18 protein-coding genes are annotated in these 22134 nt (G+C 33.3%); 4 read left to right on the top strand and 14 right to left on the bottom strand.

Translation table 11 applies throughout. The features are described 5' to 3' along the window. Window positions 1–168: 168 nt before the first annotated feature. The 11 genes from Q5N74_RS06440 to Q5N74_RS06390 all read right to left on the bottom strand — a co-directional run bounded on the left by Q5N74_RS06440 (window position 169) and on the right by Q5N74_RS06390 (window position 12636). Window positions 169–2097 (bottom strand): AAA family ATPase, encoded by a 1929-nt coding sequence (locus Q5N74_RS06440; RefSeq protein ID WP_304387916.1) that lies wholly within the window; start codon window positions 2095–2097, stop codon window positions 169–171. Continuing rightward, on the bottom strand, window positions 2087–2605 hold the full coding sequence (locus Q5N74_RS06435) for an ABC-three component system middle component 5 (protein WP_304387915.1): 519 nt from the start codon (window positions 2603–2605) through the stop codon (window positions 2087–2089). Before Q5N74_RS06435 ends, Q5N74_RS06440 begins: the two co-directional genes overlap by 11 nt. Beyond that, the gene (locus Q5N74_RS06430) at window positions 2592–3167 is read right to left on the bottom strand and encodes an ABC-three component system protein (protein ID WP_191101315.1); all 576 of its coding nucleotides are present in this window, start codon (window positions 3165–3167) and stop codon (window positions 2592–2594) included. The genes Q5N74_RS06435 and Q5N74_RS06430 overlap by 14 nt, the downstream gene beginning before the upstream one ends. After that, the gene (locus Q5N74_RS06425) at window positions 3167–3520 is read right to left on the bottom strand and encodes a hypothetical protein (protein ID WP_191099996.1); all 354 of its coding nucleotides are present in this window, start codon (window positions 3518–3520) and stop codon (window positions 3167–3169) included. The genes Q5N74_RS06430 and Q5N74_RS06425 overlap by 1 nt, the downstream gene beginning before the upstream one ends. Window positions 3521–3670: 150 nt before the next feature. Then, complete coding sequence (locus tag Q5N74_RS06420) at window positions 3671–4414, bottom strand: CPBP family intramembrane glutamic endopeptidase (protein WP_304387914.1); 744 nt, start codon at window positions 4412–4414, stop codon at window positions 3671–3673. A gap of 225 nt (window positions 4415–4639) precedes the next feature. Beyond that, window positions 4640–5194: a ferritin gene (locus tag Q5N74_RS06415; RefSeq protein WP_304387913.1), complete on the bottom strand. Its 555-nt coding sequence runs from the start codon at window positions 5192–5194 to the stop codon at window positions 4640–4642. Window positions 5195–5402: 208 nt separating this feature from the next. Then, the gene (locus Q5N74_RS06410) at window positions 5403–6503 is read right to left on the bottom strand and encodes an ATP-binding protein (protein ID WP_304387912.1); all 1101 of its coding nucleotides are present in this window, start codon (window positions 6501–6503) and stop codon (window positions 5403–5405) included. A 106-nt stretch (window positions 6504–6609) separates the two neighbouring features. Next, the gene (locus tag Q5N74_RS06405) at window positions 6610–7419 is read right to left on the bottom strand and encodes an alpha/beta fold hydrolase (protein ID WP_304387911.1); all 810 of its coding nucleotides are present in this window, start codon (window positions 7417–7419) and stop codon (window positions 6610–6612) included. 203 nt (window positions 7420–7622) lie between these two features. Continuing rightward, window positions 7623–10964, bottom strand: coding sequence for a bifunctional amidotransferase subunit GatB/aspartate--tRNA ligase AspS (gatB/aspS, locus tag Q5N74_RS06400; RefSeq protein ID WP_304387910.1), 3342 nt, complete (start codon window positions 10962–10964; stop codon window positions 7623–7625). Next, window positions 10964–12364, bottom strand: a complete 1401-nt coding sequence (locus tag Q5N74_RS06395; RefSeq protein ID WP_304387909.1) for an amidase family protein — start codon at window positions 12362–12364, stop codon at window positions 10964–10966. The genes gatB/aspS and Q5N74_RS06395 overlap by 1 nt, the downstream gene beginning before the upstream one ends. A gap of 2 nt (window positions 12365–12366) precedes the next feature. Next, window positions 12367–12636, bottom strand: a complete 270-nt coding sequence (locus Q5N74_RS06390; RefSeq protein ID WP_304387908.1) for a hypothetical protein — start codon at window positions 12634–12636, stop codon at window positions 12367–12369. A gap of 570 nt (window positions 12637–13206) precedes the next feature. Here Q5N74_RS06390 and gyrB point away from each other — a divergent pair. Next, window positions 13207–15156: a DNA topoisomerase (ATP-hydrolyzing) subunit B gene (gyrB, locus tag Q5N74_RS06385; protein ID WP_304387907.1), complete on the top strand. Its 1950-nt coding sequence runs from the start codon at window positions 13207–13209 to the stop codon at window positions 15154–15156. A gap of 71 nt (window positions 15157–15227) precedes the next feature. On the opposite strand, the gene Q5N74_RS06380 is transcribed toward gyrB, so the two are convergent. From Q5N74_RS06380 to Q5N74_RS06370, 3 genes are all read right to left on the bottom strand, one after another. After that, entirely contained in the window at window positions 15228–15806 is a 579-nt protein-coding gene (locus tag Q5N74_RS06380) for a porin family protein (RefSeq protein ID WP_304387906.1), read from the bottom strand. A gap of 30 nt (window positions 15807–15836) precedes the next feature. Continuing rightward, window positions 15837–16619 (bottom strand): membrane metalloprotease, encoded by a 783-nt coding sequence (locus Q5N74_RS06375; protein ID WP_304387905.1) that lies wholly within the window; start codon window positions 16617–16619, stop codon window positions 15837–15839. Window positions 16620–16789: 170 nt separating this feature from the next. Beyond that, window positions 16790–17842: a hypothetical protein gene (locus Q5N74_RS06370; RefSeq protein WP_304387904.1), complete on the bottom strand. Its 1053-nt coding sequence runs from the start codon at window positions 17840–17842 to the stop codon at window positions 16790–16792. A gap of 272 nt (window positions 17843–18114) precedes the next feature. On the opposite strand from Q5N74_RS06370, the gene Q5N74_RS06365 reads away from it, so the two are divergent. The 3 genes from Q5N74_RS06365 to Q5N74_RS06355 are packed head-to-tail and all read left to right on the top strand — an operon-like array spanning window position 18115 to window position 22133. Then, window positions 18115–18630 carry an RNA polymerase sigma factor gene (locus Q5N74_RS06365; protein ID WP_304387903.1) on the top strand — a complete coding sequence of 172 codons (516 nt, stop codon included), beginning with the start codon at window positions 18115–18117 and terminating at the stop codon, window positions 18628–18630. A 55-nt stretch (window positions 18631–18685) separates the two neighbouring features. Beyond that, window positions 18686–19597 (top strand): FecR family protein, encoded by a 912-nt coding sequence (locus Q5N74_RS06360; RefSeq protein ID WP_304387902.1) that lies wholly within the window; start codon window positions 18686–18688, stop codon window positions 19595–19597. Further along, window positions 19587–22133 (top strand): carboxypeptidase-like regulatory domain-containing protein, encoded by a 2547-nt coding sequence (locus Q5N74_RS06355; protein ID WP_304387901.1) that lies wholly within the window; start codon window positions 19587–19589, stop codon window positions 22131–22133. Before Q5N74_RS06360 ends, Q5N74_RS06355 begins: the two co-directional genes overlap by 11 nt. Window position 22134 lies beyond the last annotated feature (1 nt).

Below are 22134 nucleotides of genomic sequence, written 5' to 3'. Positions count from 1 at the left end.
TAATGTTGTTGTTTATGGTTTGTTGCGTGTGTTAAGTGCCTAATTTAGCAAATAAAAAATGAATTAAAAATTGACTACTTGAATTTCTAAGCCCAACATAATAGTGTCTAATATTTTTGAAGAAATGACTTGTTTTTTACCTCAGTTCTTTGTTGTATGCAGTCTTTTCTATTTATTAATATTTTTTAAACTAGGATTTTCCTTTGTATAATATTCTCCAACAACGAGTTCACTGTGATTAAGTTCTTCTGTAATATATGAAGTTGTATAAATCATTTGATATTTATTCCCATCAAAATCATTAACTCTCTTAATTAATAAGTCTTGGAGATTTTGAGCTCTTTTCATTTCAATACCTTTATCCTCCATATTATCAGCAAAAATAAATCTAGGATACCTCATTTCATCTATATGCAATGACGCTAAAAAGATTGAAAACCTAGCAGCAACTTTTAAATAGAAATTTGAACTTGCTGAATATTTTGAAAACTTATTTGATAAAAAGGCAATGTTGTTTGAATAATCAATAAAGAAATCATTAGCGTTTTTAAATTCATCTTGCCTGTCTAAATCATTGTTTAGTAAGTAAATACCTTCTTCTTTGATTTTTTCGTTTATTGCTTGTTTTAATAATGTTTGTGCTTTTTCTGTTTTGAAAATATACGCTTTCAAATAGCTAACCTCTTTTCCTAATTCATTTTTCTTTTGGAGCAATCTGTCATATAATTCTGCATTTTCTAACATTGTCCTAAACTGAAGAATTTCCCCTTCTATAAAACCTTTTTTATTGTTTAAGTTGTCAATTGCTTCTTCACTATACGACTTAACATCTTCTAGTGCTGAATTAACTTGTTTTTGAATATCGTGAAGTTTACCAATCTCGCTTGAATATTTAGATTCTAATTCTAATAAGTTTCTCTTATTGATTTCAAGTAATTTTTTTGATTCATTAATTTGGAAACCAATTTCAAGTTCCATTCTTCTTGCTTGAACTACTCCAAAAGATTCATCTATAGGCTCTTTACATAGTTTACAATTTGAGCTATCTGTATTTGTTTTTATTCTCGATAAGCACTCAGGACAATATTCTAGAGGAAGATTTCCTAGGAATTCTCTTGTATGAATAGAATTCTTTAACGCTATTATTTTTTTATCAAGTGTTTCTATAAAAAAGGTAGAATCTTCAATTTCATTGTACAGATAAGTAATTTGATTTTCTATATCAGCAACAATTTTACGTTGTACAATTGAATCCTGATTTAGTTTTTGAAAGGAAAGTTCGGAATCTTCTTCATAATTAACTTTTTTATCCTTATTTCTTATAGAGACAATTTCTTCTTGAATTTGAGATATTTCAATTTCTCTATTTTGTATTGCTTCGTTAATATGTGTTGGGTTAAGTGCTAAAGGGTCAGAAAAAAATTGTGAGGTTGCTTTTATTTCACTTTTAATATTCTCAAATTCCTTTTCCGCAGATATAAGCCGTTTTTTATTCTCATATAGTTCCTCATTATATACACCTAACAATAAATCAGATACAGTCTCTCTTGTTAATTGACTGTCAAAATGCTCATATAAAAATAATGAGCTAGTAGGTGACTCTTGGTCAATATATAAAAGCCTTAATATTTGGTGAAATGTAATATTGCTATCTCCTTTTACAATTGGTAAGTCTAGATTGTCAAACATTACATTTGAAAAACTCTTTCTATTTTCAGTTGTCTTGTAACCAAATTTTTGCCAACTTTTATCTACTGGTGGATTAAAACTTTCATCCATATTTCCCCAAAAAAAGTATAGAGGTGATTGGGTGCTTATATTGCTTTTTTCATCTTTTACAATATCTCTTTTAATTGTAAACGTTGCTCCATTCATCTCAACTTCTGCAATGGCTTGTGAGCATAACCTTGCTTCTGGCACAAAATCATTAAAAGCTCCTCCCAATACGTAAAAAATAAAATGAGTAATAGTTGATTTCCCACTACTATTATCACCACGTATTATATTTACGCCTTTATGAAATTTTTCATCATAAGCGATTTCTCCATTTTCAGTATAAATACGGAGTCTGTTTAAAAATAAATTGTTACGCATCATACTTACTTTCTAATAGATTAGTTCTGCTCTTTAACCCATCAGTTCCGAATAATGATATTTGGTTAAAAAGTGAAGTCATTAAAGCAATTACGTTTTTTTCTTTTGCTGGTAAATCTTCAAAATTATTAACAAATTCAGTCAATATTTCTTTGTTGATTATTGAAATTCTTTGTTGATTTAAAAAAGATTTATCTATAATTCCATATGAAGCTATACAGTTAAAGGCAGCTAGTTGGTATGGTTTTATTTTTTCAAATATTTTACGGTTTTCAGAAATTTTCTCATAAGGATTTTTTGAATCTTTTATGAATTGCTTTCTTAATTTACGTATATCTGATTCACCTTGTTTTAGCCTTATTTCGTGAATTTTACTTGGAAATAATAAGTAAAAATCCCAAATTCTTATCCTTTCAATTTCAATTACACTTTTATTTTCAAACTTATTTAGAAAGTGAAGTAATCTAAAAATAGTATGATATAAATCTAAAGCTTGGTTATATACTATCATAATTTTTCCAATTTATGTGACATTGACCTGTTAAGTAATAAACCATTCCAAAGATATCTTCTGCATTGTAATTTAAAACTTCATCATCTTCGCCTTCTAAATTTATTAAATCAAGTACGGGTTGTACTACTTTTACGATAACTTCTTTTAATATTTCACTTTTAGAAGCTCCATTGTCAATTAGCGGTGTAATAAATCCTTCAAAGTCCATTTTTATTTTTGCGAATAATTGACTATCTATCCATTGTGCTGATTCAAAAAACCTATTTAGTTGCAGACGTTTGGCGTACTTTTCTTTTCTCCTAATTGCGTTAATAACTTCATTTTCAGTAAAACCACCATCAGATAATTTAGTTTCAGCACTAATTCCATCAAGCTTGGTTAGATAAAATTTAAAAGCCTCCATTGTTCCTTCATACCTTTCATCATTTTTGACTTCTTGGTTTAATTTTTCAAATCTTCGTGCAAATCTTGTTTTCTTTGCGAAATATATGTTCCCTTCAACATTAGCAGCATTTAACTGTGATTGGACTTCTCCATTATTATTTACATCTTGTCCCATCAAAATTTAATATCTCCTGTATTGGTTTGAATATTTATCTGTTTTTCTACTTTACCTTGATTATTTATATTTTGTTGGTTAAGATTTGTTTTGGCTTCTGTAATTGTTTGTAAAAGTTCATTTTTAAAAGAGTCGTTGTTTTGGACTTTTAAAAGTAATTCTTCTTTTATTTTTTCTAATTGAGTCTCATTTGGAGATTCAGGAAATAATTCTTTTTTCTTATCTTTTTTAAAAGGTTTCTTTAGCATATTCCAAACATCTTCTCCTATTTTTTCTGCTACCTTTTCCCCTGTTTTTGCTAAATATGGAGAAGCTAAAGCTAGAGCAGTTGTTATTATTGTAATTGGTTCCATTTTTTATTGTTTGTTCGGTTGTTTTTTAGATTGCATACAACGTTTATGTATAAGAATAGTGCGGTTTTGTGTGAGAGGATTTTCCGCAGGAAAATCAGACGTAACAAAAGTGCACGGACTCTTGATTAAGCACTAAACTAAGCATTATTTTTATACGGTGTTACCTGCTGGTTTTAATTCCGTTTGTTTTTTAAAAATCAGATACATAGCATAAATTAATGATAATCCAAATCCGATAAATATTGTTATTTTTTGATAAGAACTAAAATCAGCAATATTTTTATCTAAAAATGGAGAAACAAAAAGTGATATCAGATTATTGGTCAGATGAGCAAAAATACTTATCCAAATATTCTTTGTTTTGAGATATATGTACCCTAATACTAATCCGCCAAAAAAAGTTCCTAGAATACCTGAATCTGTAACTATATGAGCAAATCCGAAAATTAATGCTGAAATCCAGAGAGCTTTTGAAAACCCTTTTGAATTAAATATTTTTTGAGCAATAATTCTACGGAAATATAACTCTTCCAAAACACCCAAAATAGTTATTAATCCTAGATATCTTATCAATTCATATTTTGTAAGATGAATTTTACTTGGCCATTCCCAATCCATTAATTTATAGGTTAATAGAGGGATAAAATAGTTAATTAAAAAAAGACCAATAATTCCGATAACAATTGGGAATAGATATTGAATTCGGAAAGTTGAGTTATTTTTTTTCGGAAGTAAGCTTGGATTAAATTTAATTAGGAAAAATCCAGCTAAAACAATAGATAATATATTAACTATTCTTATTGTCCAATATCCTGTTAGTCCAGAAGCAAAATTGTAGCCAAAAAGTAAAATGAGTAAACTCAAAAATAAATTCAGATAAAGTCTTTTGCTCATATTTTATTCAGTAATCAATCTATTGTCGGTTCGGTTTTTTTAACTTGCAGGTAACTGTTTATATGTGATTCCTTACTATCCATATCCAATCAAAATAGTATGATATGGATAATGTAATGCTTCTATTAACCCCGTAAATATAACTAATAATTCCTACAGTTAAAGCAAAAAAATCCCGATAGAAAACTATCGGGATTTTTTAATATATTTTTAAAAGTAAATACCTTATTCTGGTTTGTTTACGGAGGCGTCACGCGCTAAAGGAGCGTCGTCTGGAGCTTGCCCCAAATAGGTGTCTAGGTTGAATAAAGATTCATCGCTTGCTTTGGGTCCGCCAGCAATTTTTAGTTTATCCAATAAATCCATAACCAATTTTTCTTCCTCAATTTGCTCTTTAACAAACCACTGGGCAAAGTTATACGTAGCCCAATCCTTTTCATCATGTGCCAAATTTACAATGTCATAAATGGCGGTTGTATTATCTACTTCATGTTGAAACGTTTTTTCAAAACATTCTTGCAAGTTTTTAGGGCTTTTTGGTGGTGCTTTTATAGCGGTTATTTTAACCTCGCCACCTCGTTCCATAATATATTGCATCACTTTCATCATGTGATCGCGCTCTTCACCAGAATGTCTAAAGAAATAATTGGCAATACCTCCATAGCCTTTGCTATCTGCCCAACAGCCATAAGATAAATATACTTGAGCAGCATCTGCTTCTTTAGTGACTTGAGAATTTAAAATATCCTCTATTTTTTTTGATAATCTGTTCGTATCCATAATCCATATTTTTCTTAAAAATATTAGTTTTTAAGAAGGTCTATGGATTTTAAAAAATTAAAAATTAACTCAAATGCATAATTAATACATATTCATTTCTTTAACTATTAACTAGTAATGCGGGTAAGTTATGTGAAATGAAAGGGTTGATTGAAATAAATGAAGTTGATTAATTGGGCAATATAAATAGTTCTACTTGAATTGTAAATTAAAAATCATGAGGCTGTACGGGCATTAGAATGGTATAATGAACACCTTTTCCGTTTACCGATTTGGCAGCAATACTTCCTTGGTGTTTTTCAACAATTTGCTTGGAATAGGCTAAACCTATGTTGATTTTGTTAAATTCTACAGATTTATGAATTATCTCATAGAATTTTTTTGCAAAACCTAAGCCATTATCTGTATATGTGATTCTTAAAAATTTATCATATTGGTATCTATTAGATACCTCAGTAAAACTGTTTTTTATGGTTTCAATGGAGGAAATATCTATGATTAAGGTTTTGTTATCGGGATTCTTATCATTTATGGAATTCTTAAATAACTCCATGAAAAGGCGTGTAAGTATCCGTTTGTCACCATAAAGTTCTTGATTTTTATAGGTACAGGATACTTCTATTTCTTTGTTGTTTTGAATATTTAATTCTTTCAATGCGTCTTCTATCACCTCAGATAATATAACCTTGCTATAAACTAAGTCTATCTCATCCAGTTCTTTGAAATGTAATAAGGTGAGTAGCATATCACTCATTTGCGTGCTGAAAGTTACTAATTTGGATAAACCTTTTTCAATACTCTCCGGAAGTGAGTTCACTTTAGTTCCTATATAATCGCTATATAATATGGTTTTGCGCAATGGTTCTTGAAGGTCATGCGAAATCAATTTGAAGACTTGTTGTTGCTGTTCCTTTAGTAATTTTAGTTTTCTGAGTTGCGATTCTAAGGTACGTTGATTTAAGAGTAATGCATTTTCTGTTTTTTTGAGTTCTATGTTTTCAACTAAGGCCTGTTCCGCAACTTTTTTAGCTTCAATAAGTTCTTTTTCATAGCGGTTTCTGCCAGATATTTCCATGCCTCCACAAACCATTTCTAATCCCAATTCCGAATTATTGATTTCGATATTTAAAAGAACTGGTATTGGACCATTTGGACTTTTAAATTCCATGAAAATTTCGCGTGCTGATTTTTGCATTTTTAAAAGTGGGTAAAAATGCGTTTGATAGAAAATTTGACTTCCCGAAGTCAATATATCTGCTAATTGACTTCCTATGAAGGTTTCTATATCTAAACCCAATTTTATTCGCATTTCGGCATTCATTTTGTTTATGGTGCCATTTTCTGAAAATGAAAATAAAAAACAAGGAATAGTGTCATAGACATTTTTCCAAGAGCTTTGGTCTGTAGAAGTCTTTTTAATGATATTGGTGTTTTAAAAATTCTTTTGTGAACTTAATTGTTTCTTCAGGATGGCTCATATGTGGACAGTGACCAGTCGCTTTCATTTTTTTATAAGTACTGTTTTTTATATGTTTATGGATGTATTGTCCAACTTCATCAGGAGCAATGACATCTTCCGAACATTGTAAAATTAAACATGGAACGTCAATCTTAGGTAGGTCATCACGATTATCAGAGAAGAAAGTTACTTCTGCGAATTTTCGGGTTATAGTGCGGTCTGAGGAGCAAAAACTTTCTTTAAGTTCTTCTGTTAATTCAGGTTTGTCATCATTCTTCATTACAGTAGGAGCTAAAAAATTAGCCCATCCAAGGTAATTATTATCCATCACATTCAGTAACCCTTCAAGGTCTTCTTGTGAAAATCCTCCCTTATAATTCTCGTCATTGATATAACGGGCGGAAGGCCCTATTAGTACCAAACTATTAAACAAGTTTGGCTGTTCTAAAGCGGCCAATAAACCAATCATGGAACTTACACTATGACCAATAAATATAACATTGGAGAGTTGGAGTTCCATACAAATATCTAATACGTCTTGTGCATATCCCCTTAAATTTGAGTACTTCTCAAAATTGTAAGCCGATGTGTCGGAATTTCCGCAACCTATGTAGTCGAAAAGAACTATTTTATGATCCTTTTCAAAAGCAGGGGTAATAAATCGCCACATATTTTGATCACAGCCAAATCCGTGAGCAAAAAGGATGATTTTTTCGCCTTCGCCCTTAATAGTGACGTTGTTTCTTTTTACAATACCCTGTGTCATGATTTTTTAAGTTAGGTAAAAAAAATACATAATTTAAAAGTTGAACTAGAAAATATGTGTCGATACTTTATGAGTAAAACATAAGTTTAATCGACCTCTGATATTGATTATTGTTTAGGGCATAACAATATATAAAAAAATCATCTATTAATTTATGCCCTTAAACCATAATATTGCTCTATAAAAACGTGTTGAGTATGGATTTACTTCCTCATCACACGTACATTCATTTCCTCAATTTTCTTATCAGAAAGTAGGGAAGGAGCGCCAAATAATAAATCTTCACTGGTTCCTGTTTTCGGGAATGCCATCACTTCACGTATCGATGCTTTTTTCTCTAAAATCATCATTAAACGGTCTACACCCCAAGCAATACCACCGTGTGGCGGTGCGCCGTAATGGAAGGCTTTATACATCGTGCCCACGCTTCTTAGCATTTCTTCTTTGTTGTAACCCATATTTTTATAGGTTGCTTCTAAAATTTCGGGTTTGTGTGCACGCACAGAGCCTCCTCCAATTTCGTAACCGTTCAAAATTAAATCGTATTGTTGGGCGATGATGCTTCCTATTTCTTCTTCTTTACCATGCATGTGCTTGTCTAAATCGACAACTGCAGGCATCGAGAATGGGTTGTGTGTAAACGTCCAGCGGCCTTCATCTGTTTTTTCAAACATCGGGAAATCGACTACCCAAGCAGGGCGTAATTCTTTAGGGTTGATTAATTTTAACATCGCACCTAATTCTTGACGTACTGCATCTAAAGCTTTATTTGCTGTGGCATAATCGGCTGCTGAGAAAAATACGATATCACCCACTTGCGCATGGGTTGCTTCAATAATACCAGCCGCGATATCTTCACCTAAAAACTTAATAATAGGCGATTGTAAATCGTTTTCATTTACAATAATATAAGCCAAGCCACCCAAACCGTGTTGTTGTGCAATCGCTGTTAATTTTTCAATTTGCCCTTTAGACATACGTTTGCTGCCTTGTTCTTCCGCCGATACTTTAATACATTTTACAATTCCGCCTTCTTCAATTGGTTTACTAAATACTTGGAAGGTGGTGTCTTTTACAATGTTGGTAATGTCTTGTAGTTTCAAGCCGAAACGTAAATCGGGTCTATCACAACCATAAAACTCCATGGCATCTTGATAGGTAATGACTTCAAACGGACGCAATATCCATTTGTTACCATATATTTTGTTTACCACTTCATTAAACATGTTGGTGTTTAAATCGATGATTTGTTGCATACTCGCATACGCCACTTCAATATCTAATTGGGTGAATTCTGGTTGACGGTCGCCACGAGAATCTTCATCTCTAAAACAACGTGCAATCTGGAAATACTTTTCGTAACCACTTACCATCAACATTTGTTTAAACTGCTGTGGTGCTTGTGGTAGCGTGTAAAACGCACCAGCTTGTTTACGTGTTGGTACAATGAATTCGCGTGCGCCTTCATCAGTCCCCGCACTTAAAATAGGGGTTTCAATTTCTAAAAACTCTTCATTATCTAAAATGTCACGTAGTAATTTAATCACCTTGTGGCGGTTTACTATCACGCGACGTACATCGTCGTTTCTGTGGTCTAAATACTTGTATTGAAAACGGGTGTTTTCGTTGGTTTTTGTCGCACGTTTTATTTCGAAAGGCAGCGTTCTCGATAGGTTTAGAATATCTAAATGGGTCGCCTCTAATTCAATTTTACCAGATCGTAAAGACGAATTATAATCATCTTCTTTACGTTGTAGCACGGTTCCGGTAACGGTAATAACCGACTCTGGTTTTAGTTTTACCAGTTCGTCTAAATTAGGAAAGGATTCTCTACTTAAACGTACTTGGAAAATTTCGGTACTCGAATCGCGCAAATCGATAAATATCAATTCACCATGATCGCGCACACTAGAAACCCAACCTGCAAACGTCACTGTTTCTGAAATATTAGCTTCAGAAATAGCCGTAATCACGTGGGTTCTGTACTCTTCTTTTATAACGATAGGAATTTGTGGTAATACTTCTTCCTGTTCTTTTTTGGCAGCTTGCTGTTTGGTGTTTGGTGTTTGTGCGTCTAGAGTTTTAGAATCTGAAGCTTCGGTTTTTGAAGCACCTTGCAACTGACTTAAAATCCCTTCGCGAATCACTTTTCCGGAAGCACCTTTACCAATAATGGCTATAATTTTTCCGACTAAAATACCTGCTTTTCCTTGGTTTCCAGCTTTAATCTCGTTGGCTGTTGCTTCATTCTCTGAAATGACTTTAGCAATAGCATCGTAGATTTTTTCTTCGGAAATAGTGTTGGCTTCAAAATAGGTTTTATAATCAAATGAAGCATCGGCTAACAATGATTTAATCGCATTTTGAACCAATACAACGGTTACTTTTTCTTCTTTGAAACCTTTGAAAATTTCAATAAAGTCTTGAATATTTTGAATGTGAGCGTATTCCTCAGGTTTTATATTGTTTGATAATGTTTTCGCTACGAACGACGCATCGTTCAGTTCATTATTAATGGCAACAAACGTTTCCGAGCGTAATGAATCGGCTGTAAAGAATTTAGCATCTTGTGGTAATACACCACCGTTTATCAAAATAGATTCTACCGCAAACGGAAGCGTTCTGGTGTCTACAGTAATAGCAGCAACGGCGTCTTTTATGTTTACAAACGGTAAATCGGGTTCTGAAATGAAACGGTAATCCGCCTCAAATTCCTTTTTACGCATGGTTTTGGTTTGCTTTAAATCTGCATCCCATAAAACCGTAGTTTGGTCGGGTCTAAACTCTTTATGCTCTATAAAATAGTTGAGTTGTTTTTCAATTTCTTCCTTCAACGCATCGACCATAAACTTAAACGAGTTCAAGTTTTTAATCTCGGTACGCGGGTTTAATTCGTAACTATGTTTTTTACGAAGCGATACCGAAACATCCGATTTGAATTCTCCTTTTTCAAGATTTGCTTCAGATATTTTTAAATTTTGAACAATACGTTGAATGTATTGTGCATAAATAGAAGCGTCTTCAATATGGCGAATACAAGGTTCGGTTACAATTTCAATTAAAGGCACACCGGCTTTGTTAAAATCGACTAACGAAACTGTTTTTTCGTGCATCAATTTAGCGGCGTCTTCTTCAATATGAACTTGGGTTAAATTAACAGTAAACTGGCTTCCATCATTACGGAAACAAGACACTTGTCCGTCTGGAATTACCGGGTTGTGAAACTGTGTAATTTGTATGTTTTTCGGGTTATCTGGGTATTCGTAATGCTTTCTGTCCCAAGAAATCACTTCATTTTCAAATGATGATTTTACAGCTTTACCAAAATAAATAGCCTTGGTGATGGCTTCTTTATTAATAGCAGGTAAAACACCCATTTGCCCTGTACAAACCGAACAAATGTTTTGGTTTGGCGTTTCAATTTCTTGGTTTGGGCAAGAACAAAATAATTTGGTTTTTGTATTTAATCGAACGTGTGTTTCCAGTCCAATTACTAACTCTAAATCGTGTGCTTTTAACGCAGCATCTAATTGCTCTAGTTCCATTATATCGTGTCTTTTAAGAAGTTAGCAAACTTCAAAACAAGTTCGTCGTTATTTCTAGCGGCTGTAATTTGTACGCCTGTTTCTGTGCCTTGTGGAGCGGTAAGTGTTGGCAATTGCCCCAAGCTAAACCCAACCGTATAAGCATCGCTTAAATACATGGCGTGCGGGTCTTTTAAGCTGTCTCCAATTTTGGGAGGCGTGCCTGGTGTTACTGGCGATAAAATGATATCCACTTCTTTAAAATCGTTTTCGAAATTTTCTGAAATCGAATCTCTTAAGGCCAACCCTTTTAAATAAATTTCATCTGAAAATCCTTGAGATAATACTTGGTTGCCACCAACAATACGGCGTTTGGTTTCTTCTGAAAAATTCTCAGAACGTGTTACCGCGTAGGATTCTTTTAGGTTTTTATCATCAATTCTGTTTCCGTAATTACTACCATCTAAACGTGATAAGTTGGAAGCAGTTTCGGCCATAGCCAGTGTATAGTAAGTAGAAACCAAGATATCCGATTTAAAGAAATCCAGTTCTTTTACTTCGATACCTTTGGCTTTTATTTTTTCAATAGTTGCTAAAAAATCCGCTTTTATTTTTGGGTCGATCGCCTCACTTTCAATAAAGTTTTTGAAGTATCCAACCGTTTTAATATCTTTTGAATTTGAAAGACTTTCTTCGCTAATTTCTGTAGAAGCGTAAGTGGTTTGGTCTTTGCCATCTTTACCACTCATCACATTCAGTACGATACGAATATCTTCAACCGATTTTGCAATAGGTCCCACACAGTCTGTAGACGATGCATAGGCCATCAAACCAAAACGAGAAATACGTCCATAAGTTGGTTTTAAACCATATACGTTATTGTAACCAGCAGGTTGGCGTACCGAACCTCCTGTATCACCTCCAATAGAAAATACGGTATAATCTTTTGCCACATTCACAGCAGAACCACCACTAGAACCACCACCTACTAAATTGGGGTTGTTCGCGTTTTTAACAGCGCCAAAAATGGTGTTTTCACTCGATGAGCCATGACCAAAACTATCACAGTTTTCTTTTACCAAAGGAATCGCACCTGCATCCAATAATTTCTGAATAGCCGTTGCTGTATATGCCGATTTGTATTTTTTTAATAAATCGGAGCTTGCCGTTGTGTAGGTACCTTGTACCATGTACACATCTTTAATACCAAACGGAATACCTTCCAATAAACCAATAGTGTCTCCGTTGGCTATTTTAGCATCTACTTTCGCAGCTAAATCAAGCGCTAACGTATCCAATAAGGAGTTTACGGTGTTGTTGGTATTTGCTTTTAAGGCGTTTAATCTTTCTTGAATTAAGGCTGTACAAGAAATGTCTTTGTTCACCAGTTGTTGGTGAAGTTGTTTTATTTGAGATTTCATAATTACTCTTCTATAACTTTAGAAACTACCAAATAACCATTTTTTGCTTTCGGGAAATTTTCGATAATGATTTGCTTCTCTATAGCAGAGCTTTCAATCACCACATCGTCTCTTAAATCGTTTAACGACACACCATTATTATGATTATTATTAAAAGAGTTATTATTTGTAGGTTGTGCATTTTTAATCACATCAAATAATTTGTTCACCGCCTCACTGGGTTGTGCTCCTTTAATACTCGACAAAACGTCGACTGTCATAATTTTACTCATGTCTTTTTGTTTATTTACTAGTTAAACTTTTAAGCTGGCAAAATTACGAAAGTTTTTATGGAGTTGGCTGCTTAAAACACTGAAACTTTAAAGGCTTGCAGTCTTTTAAAGAACCCCTAATTTTAATTGCATTATTAACACTTTTATACTTAGATGATTGAAAATGTCATCAAAATATTTTTCTGAAATAGCTTTTAAACTTCTTTTTTGATAGCTGAAATCAAGAAACTGGTTTTAATAGAGCTGTGTTTTTATAAAATTAGACGTTTTTTTAGTGAAATACCCAAAAATGAAGGCTGTTGAAAACATCAAAATATGACTTTATAGCGGTTTTTGAAATTTCGCCTTATTCAGAAAGATTAAAAAGCACGAAAAGGCTGTTTAAGGTGTTTTTTAAGCGATTTAAGACGTTTTTAAGTAATTAACAAATGTTGATAATTATATGAATGAGTCGATGAAATGCTTTTTAAAAGGATGTTAATTTTGTATATTTGTTTGTATTCAAAAGGATGCTTAAAGGCGTCTTTTTTTATGTGTAAATAATAGCAATAAACAATATTAATAAATAATATGAGCGAACCTAAAGAAGAATTTAATAAGCATAATTATTCCGCAGATAGTATTCAGGCCTTAGAAGGTATGGAGCATGTACGTATGCGTCCATCCATGTATATTGGAGATGTTGGTACAAGAGGATTACACCATTTAGTATATGAGGTTGTAGATAACTCTATTGACGAAGCGCTTGCAGGACACTGTAATAATATTACCGTAATTATTAATGAAGATAACTCGATTACTACTGAAGATGATGGACGTGGTATTCCTGTAGATTTACATAAAAAAGAAGGTATCTCTGCACTTGAGGTTGTAATGACTAAAATTGGAGCAGGTGGTAAGTTTGATAAAGATTCTTATAAAGTATCGGGTGGTTTACACGGTGTTGGTGTAAGTTGTGTGAATGCTTTGTCACAACATTTACGAGCTACGGTTTACAGAGATGGTAAAGTTTGGGAGCAAGAGTACGAACGCGGAAAATCTTTATATCCTGTTAAGCATATTGGTGAAACAGATAAAAGAGGTACGACTGTAACTTTTAGACCAGACGCGACTATTTTTACTCAAACTTTAGAGTATAATTATGATACGTTGGCGAGTAGAATGCGTGAATTGGCTTATTTAAATAAAGGTATCACCATTCATTTAATTGATAGAAGATCTACGAAAGAAGATGGTTCTTTTGAAGGTGAAACATTTCATTCTGAAGAAGGACTTAAAGAATTTATCAAGTTTTTAGATGGAAACAGAGAACCTTTAATGAAAGACGTTATTGCGTTTGAAGGTGAAAAAAATGGCGTGCCTGTTGAAGTAGCGATGGTTTATAATACCTCGTATGCTGAAAACTTACACTCCTATGTAAATAATATTAACACACATGAAGGTGGAACGCATTTATCTGGTTTCCGTCGTGGGTTAACACATACGCTTAAAAAGTATGCCGATGAATCTGGCTTACTTAAAAATTTAAAATTTGAAATTGCTGGTGATGATTTCCGTGAAGGCTTAACAGCTATTATTTCGGTAAAAGTTCAAGAACCACAATTTGAGGGACAAACTAAAACTAAATTAGGAAACCGTGAAGTATCGGCTTCAGTAAGTCAGGCAGTATCTGAAATGCTAACCGATTACCTAGAGGAACATCCAGACGATGCTAAAATAATCGTGCAAAAAGTTATTTTGGCAGCACAAGCGCGCCATGCAGCTCAAAAAGCACGTGAAATGGTACAGCGTAAAACGGTGATGAGTATTGGTGGTTTACCTGGTAAATTAAGTGACTGTTCAGAACAAGATCCTACAAAATGTGAAGTATTCCTAGTTGAGGGAGATTCGGCAGGTGGAACGGCGAAACAAGGTCGTGACAGAGCATTCCAAGCTATTTTACCTTTAAGAGGTAAAATTTTGAACGTGGAGAAAGCAATGGTTCACAAGGTTTTTGAAAATGAAGAGATTAAAAATATTTTTACAGCTTTAGGAGTTACCATTGGAACGGAAGAAGATAGTAAAGCTTTAAACCTTTCAAAATTACGTTACCATAAAGTAGTGATTATGTGTGATGCGGATATTGATGGTAGCCACATTGCTACGTTAATTTTAACATTCTTCTTTAGATATATGAAGGAGCTTATTGAAAACGGACATATTTACATTGCAACACCGCCTTTATACCTTGTTAAAAAAGGACAGAAGAAAGAATATGCATGGAGTGATGCTGAACGTGATAAAATCGCTGAAGATTTTGGAGGTAGTGTAAGTATCCAACGTTATAAAGGTCTTGGAGAGATGAACGCTGAACAACTTTGGGATACCACTATGAATCCTGAATTTAGAACCATGCGTTTAGTTCAAATAGACAATGGAACAGAAGCGGATAGAATCTTCTCAATGCTTATGGGTGATGAAGTACCGCCTCGTAGAGAGTTTATTGAAAAGAATGCTGTTTATGCTAAGATTGATGCTTAAATAACATTTAGAGTGTATATAAAAAATGCCGCTTCTTTCGAAGCGGCATTTTTTTGTGCTATTTTTTTAGATTAGAAATCGAACCCAAGCGAGAATTGCCAAACGCGATTTTGTGGGTTGTTTTCTTCATAAATACTACCTAATCCTAAATGGTATCTAACACCTAAAGAAACTCCCGATGCTGTTTTAAAACCAGCGCCAAAGTTTACACCCCAGTCAAAACTTTGTGGTTCAAATTCTTGAGAGGTGTCAAATAAGCCAAAATTACTGTCAAACTCTTCCTTGTGAGAGACTGCTAAACCAACTTGTGGGCCTGCTTCTAAAAAGAAGGCTTCATCTGGATATATTTTTAGCAATAAAGGAAGGTTGACGTAATCTAGCTTTTGGGTAAATGTGCCTCCGTTATCTTTTAACTCATAACCTTGTTGGGAATAAAGTACTTCTACTTGCAATGCAACACTTTCAGATAAAAAAGATTCACCATAAAACCCAACATGAAATGCATGTCTTTGTCCCGTTTCGGTATCACCGTCAAAACTAACAGCAGCTAAATTGTAGCCACCTTTTAAACCGGCATTAGATTTTGTTGTTTGAGCATTAGCTGTTAATGCTATTGTAAAAAGGAATACGATTTTAAAAATTGATTTCATTTTAATTATTTGATTTTGGTTATACATTAATTATTTTCCGCCGTTTGCTTGTAAATCGGCAATACATTGTGCGTCTAGTTCTGGAGCTGAATTGGCGCCCACTAAATTGTCTAAACCAGAACCACTTTCGGCAGACCAGTACATTAAACAAGTTTCAACGTTACAGTGTTTGGCGTGATCGGTGTCTTCGTGATTTTGTACCATGGTGGCACCTAAATTAGTAAGTCCTAGAATATGACCAAACTCATGAGAGATTACGGTGGTTTCTAAAACAGTTCGGTTAGGTTCAAATGGGCTATTGCTTAAATCATGAATGGTTTCTTCATAAATAACAAAAGATGTGTTTCTGTAAGCAGTTCCTAAAACCACACCTGAATTGGTGTTGCTTGCAGAAGAACCATCAGCAAAAAAAGCCCAAACAGCTATTTGGTTGCTGCTGTTGTATTTGGTACGGTTCGCATCTTCAATAGCAACAATTTCTTGATTGGTATATGGTGCGTTTCCTGGTGAAGGTATCGCTCTAGATTCTACCGTAATACCACTAGGTTTAAAGGTGCGTGCTTGTAAAAAACTAACAAAATTATTAATACTGCTTTGTGTTGGTTTAAAACCTTCAACATAAACTAATTCAATAACCATACTTTTAAAAGTAGCGTCGGACAGTAAGTCGTTTGAAGAACTTCCTGTGTTTTTTTGATTTGCTATTTTACTATCTGTAGGTGTTTCGTTATCAGTTATTGTTTCTGTAGCTTCTTCTGTTGTACATGAAGCTATAAGAACAAAAAGTAATAGTAAGGTTGTTATCTTTTTCATCGTGTTATTATTTAATGTTTTAGAGATTTATGAATCTCTTTCAATGTGTTTTGGTTGCAGTAAATTTAATAAGTTATTTGTTAATCTTTTTAAAATAAGCAGCTGTTAGTTGCCTAACAGCTGCTTCACCATTTAACCAAAATGGCAATCAACCAAAAATCAAGTAGGTACTAAATTTGAGACAAAACAAGTGTTACTGCGGCATTTGTTGTGCTTTTTAATGAGATTGAACTGCTGCTAAAGCTGGTTACTTCCCAGTTGTTGTTTAATAAGTTGAAAGTGGCGTTTCCTGAAAAAGTTAGATTTAAAAATACGTCAGTTTCAGAGGCTACTTTGTAAGTTCCTTGAACATTTTGAGCAGTAGCGTTTGCTGTGTTTACTGCAACACAAGATAAATCGTTAGCAAAATTAATTGAATACTCTGCATAAGCGTTCGCTGTGTTTACACCATCATTTACGAAAGATTGTACTTTGAATAAGCCATCAACTAAAATAGTTTCTAAATTGGCAGCTTCATTTTCAGCTTGATCTTCAGCATCTTCAATACCTAAACAATCGTTAATGCTAGCTTGTAAATCTAAATCGCTTGTAAGTGTTACCGTTGTGCTATCAGATAGTGTTGCGTTAATAGGGTAGTTTACTGCAAATAATTCGGTGTTGTCCATATTATTCATATACGCATATAGTTGTTGTTCGGTTTCAATAACCACGCTTCCTGTTTGTTCTAAGCTTAAACTATAAGTTAAAATGGTAATAGGGAAATCGATATCTAAACATGAAATAGCGCCTTTTCCTTCAGATTCTAGAGTGTTGCATGCATCAATGATAGCATCGTATTCGCCTTGGTTGGCAACAACTACTTCTGTATAGTTACTTAATCGAACACTTAATGGGAATTGAAGTGTTACGGTGTCGTTATCATTAGTAAACTTTCCTAGTATATCTAAAGCAACTTGGTAATCAGATTGGCTAAAAATAGTTATTTTCGATCCGTTTACTGTAGCAACAACTGGTAATAATATTGAAGAACAAGAAGTACCATCTAAAAAGTCGTCAAAACTTCCGTCGTACATAGACGTACGTTCTAGGTTACTTGCTGTTGGAGAAGTCGCATTGTTTGTGTTTGGGTTTTGTCCGTTTTCAGTATCAATTTCATCTTGACAAGATGTGAATGATAATAGGGCTGTTAAAGCTAGACTTGTAATTAATTTTAAATTTTTCATAATTGTAATTTTTAGGGGTTTAATATTTTTCTTTTCATAGCGATTCTTTTTCGCCGTTCTATATGTAAGACAACCATGTTTATTTTTACCCTACCTTTATTTTAAAATAATTTCAATTAATTTTATTTTTACTGAAATTTGATAGTTAATAATTAAAAGATCGAGTGAAAACCTGTATGTTGCTTCCATATACTATTAAGACAACTTAAAATAAATTTACCCTACTTTTGCAAATGTATATAATTCACCGAGCCCTAAAAATAGATTTTTAAATGAATAATAGCGACCATAAACTATGCGAAGAAGTCTACTTCAATAGTTTTTATACAGAGCATGTACAATCTGCCAGCAATTTTGCTTATTATAAATGTGGTGATAAAGATGGTGCTTTAGATTTTGTGCAAGATGCCTTTTCTAAAATTTGGGAAAATTGTTCTAAAATAGATTTTACCAAAGCAAAAACGTATTTGTTTACGACTATTAATAATTTGTTCCTAAATACAATTAAACATAATAAGGTAGTTATTGAATACGCGAAAGCATCTCCTTATATAGATAGAACAAATGAAAGTCCGGAATATATATTAGAGGAAGAAGAATTTAAAAAGAAACTGCAAAATGCTATTTCCTTATTAACCGATGCGCAACGAGAAGTGTTTTTATTAAATAGAATAGAAGGTAAGAAATATAGAGAAATAGCTGAATTGTTAGACGTTTCTCAAAAAGCTATAGAAAAAAGAATGTCGGGTGCTTTAAAAATTTTAAGAGAACATATTGAAAATATTTAACACCTAGGTAGGGTAAATAGATTTTAAGTTGTCTTGTAATTGGAGGATATAAAAGATGAAAAACGAAAAAAACATATTAAATTGGTTTGATAACGAGCTTACAGAGCAAGAAGTAAAAGATTTAAAACAATCTGAAACGACTGATACTCTTGAGAAAATAGCTTTTTATAGCAAACAAATGCAAGCGCCTCAAATAGATGCGCAAAAAGCACTGGAATCCTTTAAGGAAAGAACGCTTACTAAAAAGGAGCCTAAAGTAATTCCGCTTAATTTTAGAGGGTTTATGAAAATTGCTGCCATCTTCTTGGTAATGCTAACATCGTCTTATTTTTTGTTTTTTAATAATGATATGGCTTTTGAAACGCAAGTAGCGCAAAACGAAACCTTAACATTACCTGATAATTCTGAAGTTATTTTAAATGCATCTTCAAAATTAAATTATAATAAAAAAACGTGGAAAGATAAACGAAATCTTCAATTAGAGGGTGAAGCCTTCTTTAAAGTAAGTAAAGGCGAGAAGTTTACCGTAAGCACAACCGCAGGAACGGTTCAAGTTTTAGGAACACAATTTAATGTAAAAGAACGCGATAATTATTTTGAAGTACAGTGTTATGAAGGCTTAGTGAGCGTTACTTTTAATAATGAAACGGTTAAATTACCAAAAGGAAAAACATTTAGAGTTGTAAATGGAGCCGTAGAAGCGGTGGCCGATTTTAATGCAGAAACCCCATCTTGGTTACAGGATGAAACAGGTTTTGATAAAATTCCTTTAAGTCAAGTTATAGCTGAATTTGAAAGACAATACGATTTGAAAGTGACGTTTAAAGCAGTCGATGCCTCACAACTGTTTACCGGAACCTTTACACATAAAGATAAAAATATAGCATTACAGTCAATCACTATTCCTTTAAAACTAAGTTATAGAATAGAAGGTAATCAAGTTACGTTATATAAATATGAGAAATAATAAATGCATTATTTACATCATTTTATTCGTTGCTAATGTCTGTTTTTCTCAAAACAACGCATCTAAAAAACCGCTTACTGAAATAATTGAAGCTGTAGAGCAGCAATTTGACGTTAAGTTTTCATATGCGTTTGATGATGTTGCTAATGTGTTTATGGAGCAGCCAAACCCAGCATTAAGTATGGAGGCAACCATTAACTATCTAAATTCTAAAAGTATTTTAAACTTTAAAACTTTAGATAATAGGTATATTACGGTATCTGTAATTGAGAAAACCATTTCAATTTGTGGCGTTGTATATGCTTCAGAAAATAAAGACCCTTTGTTTGGAGCTTCAGTAGTTGTTAAAAACAGTAGAAGAGGTGTGATTGTGAATGATGGTGGTAGGTTTCAGTTGGATAATGTGCCTATAAATGCAACAATTACTATTTCGTATTTAGGGTTTAAAAGTGAGCAAGTACCCGCCCAGCAATTCTTTTCCGAAACCAGTAATTGCAAAGAAATTCTTTTAGTTGAAAATAAAGAAGTCTTAAACCAAGTGCTTATTACAAAATTTTTAACCACAGGTTTTCAAAAGTTATTAGATGGAAGTACGGTGTTAAATTCTAAAGCATTCGGCATTTTACCGGGTTTAACAGATCCTGATATTTTACAATCTATTCAAGTACTTCCGGGAGTAGAAAGTACGAATGAGAGTATTGCGAATATTAATGTGAGAGGTGGTACGAACGACCAAAACCTGATGCTTTGGGATGGGATAAAAATGTATCACTCGGGGCATTTTTTCGGATTAATTTCAGCTTATAATCCCTACTTAACAGATAAAGTAGTCGTGACTAAAAATGGTACAAGTAGCGAGTTTAGCGATGGTGTGTCTAGTACTATTAATATGTCTACTAAAAATGAATTAACCGGAAGGTTTTCAGGTGGGGCAGGAGCGAACTTAATAAGTGGTGATGTGTTTTTGGAAATTCCTATTAGTAAAAAATTGGAGTTTCATGTGTCGGGTAGAAGGTCTATTACAGACGTGTTTGATACACCAACCTATGATAATTACTTTAATAAAAGTTTTCAGGATAGTGATATTAAAACCAATACGAGTGCTACAATTGAAAACCAAACGACGGCATCGAATTTTGTTTTTTACGATTACACAGCGAAGGTGTTATTCGATTTAAATGAAAATCACAAGTTTAGAGCAAACCTTATTGGTATCGATAATAATTTAGATTATTATGAAAGCCTAACTAATAACAATGAAACAAGCTCTAAATCTAGCAATTTGGCTCAAAAAAACAAAGGTTTTGGCGGAAATTGGATGGCGAATTGGAGCTCTAAATTTAGTACGCACTTAACAGGATATTATTCAAAATACAATGTAGATGCCGATGATTATAGAATAGAATCCGATCAATTACTTACCCAAAAGAATGAAGTATTAGAAACCGGTTTTAAGTTAAATACCTTTTATAAGTGGAATGCGTATTTAACCCTTTTAAATGGTTATCAATTTAATGAAACAGGTATTTTAAATGAAACAACGGTTACAAAACCGGTGTACGATAAAACGAAGAAGGATGTTTTATTAAACCATGCAGTTTATACACAAGCCGAATATAAAAAAGGAGGTACTTTTTTAAGGATTGGAGCACGTGCTAATTATTTTCAAAAATTTGAAAAGCTGTTAATTGAGCCACGTTTAAATATCAGACAGAAGCTGTCAAATCAGTTTGCTTTAAAGGTAGAAGGTGAATTTAAAAACCAATCGGCAACACAAATAGTCGATTTTCAAGAAGATTTTTTAGGTGTAGAAAACAGACGGTGGATTTTGGCAAATGAAGAATCTATACCAATTTCAGAAAGCAAACAAGGATCTTTCGGGTTGGAATTTAGTAAGAATAATTTAAACATAGATGTGACGGGGTTTTATAAAACCATAGAAGGGATTACAGCAAGTAATCAAGGCTTTTATAATAATTTTCAATACGTAAATGCTATTGGTGATTATACGGTTAAAGGCTTAGAGTTTTTGGCTAATAAAACAGGGAATACTTACAGTACTTGGGTGGGTTATACTTATGCTATTAACGATTATAAGTTTGACACCTTTACACCTTCTGTGTTTCCAAATAATGTAGATATAAGGCACTCGGTGTCTATAGGTTTTAATTATGACATTTTAGAAAATTTAAAAATAGCGGTAGGCGGTATGTGGCGTTCTGGACAACCGTACACATCACCGGTTGAAGGTAATGAAACCGTGGAGTCTGGAAATACAACCTATGTGAATTATGGGGAGCCAAATAGTAAAAACCTTGATGAATTTAAACGTTTAGATGCCTCTTTAAGTTATAAGTTTAATGTCTATCAATCTGTAAACGCGGCCTTAAAAGTAGGGGTTATCAATATAACCAATGCTAAAAATAGTATTAACCGTTATTACGAAGTAAGCCCAAATGATTCTGAAACAACCATTGAAATAAATAACAAGTCTTTAAGCTTAACACCCAATGTAAGCTTTAGACTGGATTTCTAGG

Origin of the sequence: Mariniflexile sp. AS56, from assembly GCF_030552475.1 — a bacterium.
Lineage (GTDB): Bacteria > Bacteroidota > Bacteroidia > Flavobacteriales > Flavobacteriaceae > Mariniflexile.
This window is presented reverse-complemented; position numbering and strand designations above follow the sequence as displayed.

Bases quoted from the DNA above. Each gene is read 5' to 3' on its own strand.
- Q5N74_RS06440 (WP_304387916.1), bottom strand. From the start codon at position 2,097: ATGATGCGTAACAATTTATTTTTAAACAGACTCCGTATTTATACTGAA.
- Q5N74_RS06435 (WP_304387915.1), bottom strand. From the start codon at position 2,605: ATGATAGTATATAACCAAGCTTTAGATTTATATCATACTATTTTTAGA.
- Q5N74_RS06430 (WP_191101315.1), bottom strand. From the start codon at position 3,167: ATGGGACAAGATGTAAATAATAATGGAGAAGTCCAATCACAGTTAAAT.
- Q5N74_RS06425 (WP_191099996.1), bottom strand. From the start codon at position 3,520: ATGGAACCAATTACAATAATAACAACTGCTCTAGCTTTAGCTTCTCCA.
- Q5N74_RS06420 (WP_304387914.1), bottom strand. From the start codon at position 4,414: ATGAGCAAAAGACTTTATCTGAATTTATTTTTGAGTTTACTCATTTTA.
- Q5N74_RS06415 (WP_304387913.1), bottom strand. From the start codon at position 5,194: ATGGATACGAACAGATTATCAAAAAAAATAGAGGATATTTTAAATTCT.
- Q5N74_RS06410 (WP_304387912.1), bottom strand. From the start codon at position 6,503: ATGCGAATAAAATTGGGTTTAGATATAGAAACCTTCATAGGAAGTCAA.
- Q5N74_RS06405 (WP_304387911.1), bottom strand. From the start codon at position 7,419: ATGACACAGGGTATTGTAAAAAGAAACAACGTCACTATTAAGGGCGAA.
- gatB/aspS (WP_304387910.1), bottom strand. From the start codon at position 10,964: ATGGAACTAGAGCAATTAGATGCTGCGTTAAAAGCACACGATTTAGAG.
- Q5N74_RS06395 (WP_304387909.1), bottom strand. From the start codon at position 12,364: ATGAAATCTCAAATAAAACAACTTCACCAACAACTGGTGAACAAAGAC.
- Q5N74_RS06390 (WP_304387908.1), bottom strand. From the start codon at position 12,636: ATGAGTAAAATTATGACAGTCGACGTTTTGTCGAGTATTAAAGGAGCA.
- gyrB (WP_304387907.1), top strand. From the start codon at position 13,207: ATGAGCGAACCTAAAGAAGAATTTAATAAGCATAATTATTCCGCAGAT.
- Q5N74_RS06380 (WP_304387906.1), bottom strand. From the start codon at position 15,806: ATGAAATCAATTTTTAAAATCGTATTCCTTTTTACAATAGCATTAACA.
- Q5N74_RS06375 (WP_304387905.1), bottom strand. From the start codon at position 16,619: ATGAAAAAGATAACAACCTTACTATTACTTTTTGTTCTTATAGCTTCA.
- Q5N74_RS06370 (WP_304387904.1), bottom strand. From the start codon at position 17,842: ATGAAAAATTTAAAATTAATTACAAGTCTAGCTTTAACAGCCCTATTA.
- Q5N74_RS06365 (WP_304387903.1), top strand. From the start codon at position 18,115: ATGAATAATAGCGACCATAAACTATGCGAAGAAGTCTACTTCAATAGT.
- Q5N74_RS06360 (WP_304387902.1), top strand. From the start codon at position 18,686: ATGAAAAACGAAAAAAACATATTAAATTGGTTTGATAACGAGCTTACA.
- Q5N74_RS06355 (WP_304387901.1), top strand. From the start codon at position 19,587: ATGAGAAATAATAAATGCATTATTTACATCATTTTATTCGTTGCTAAT.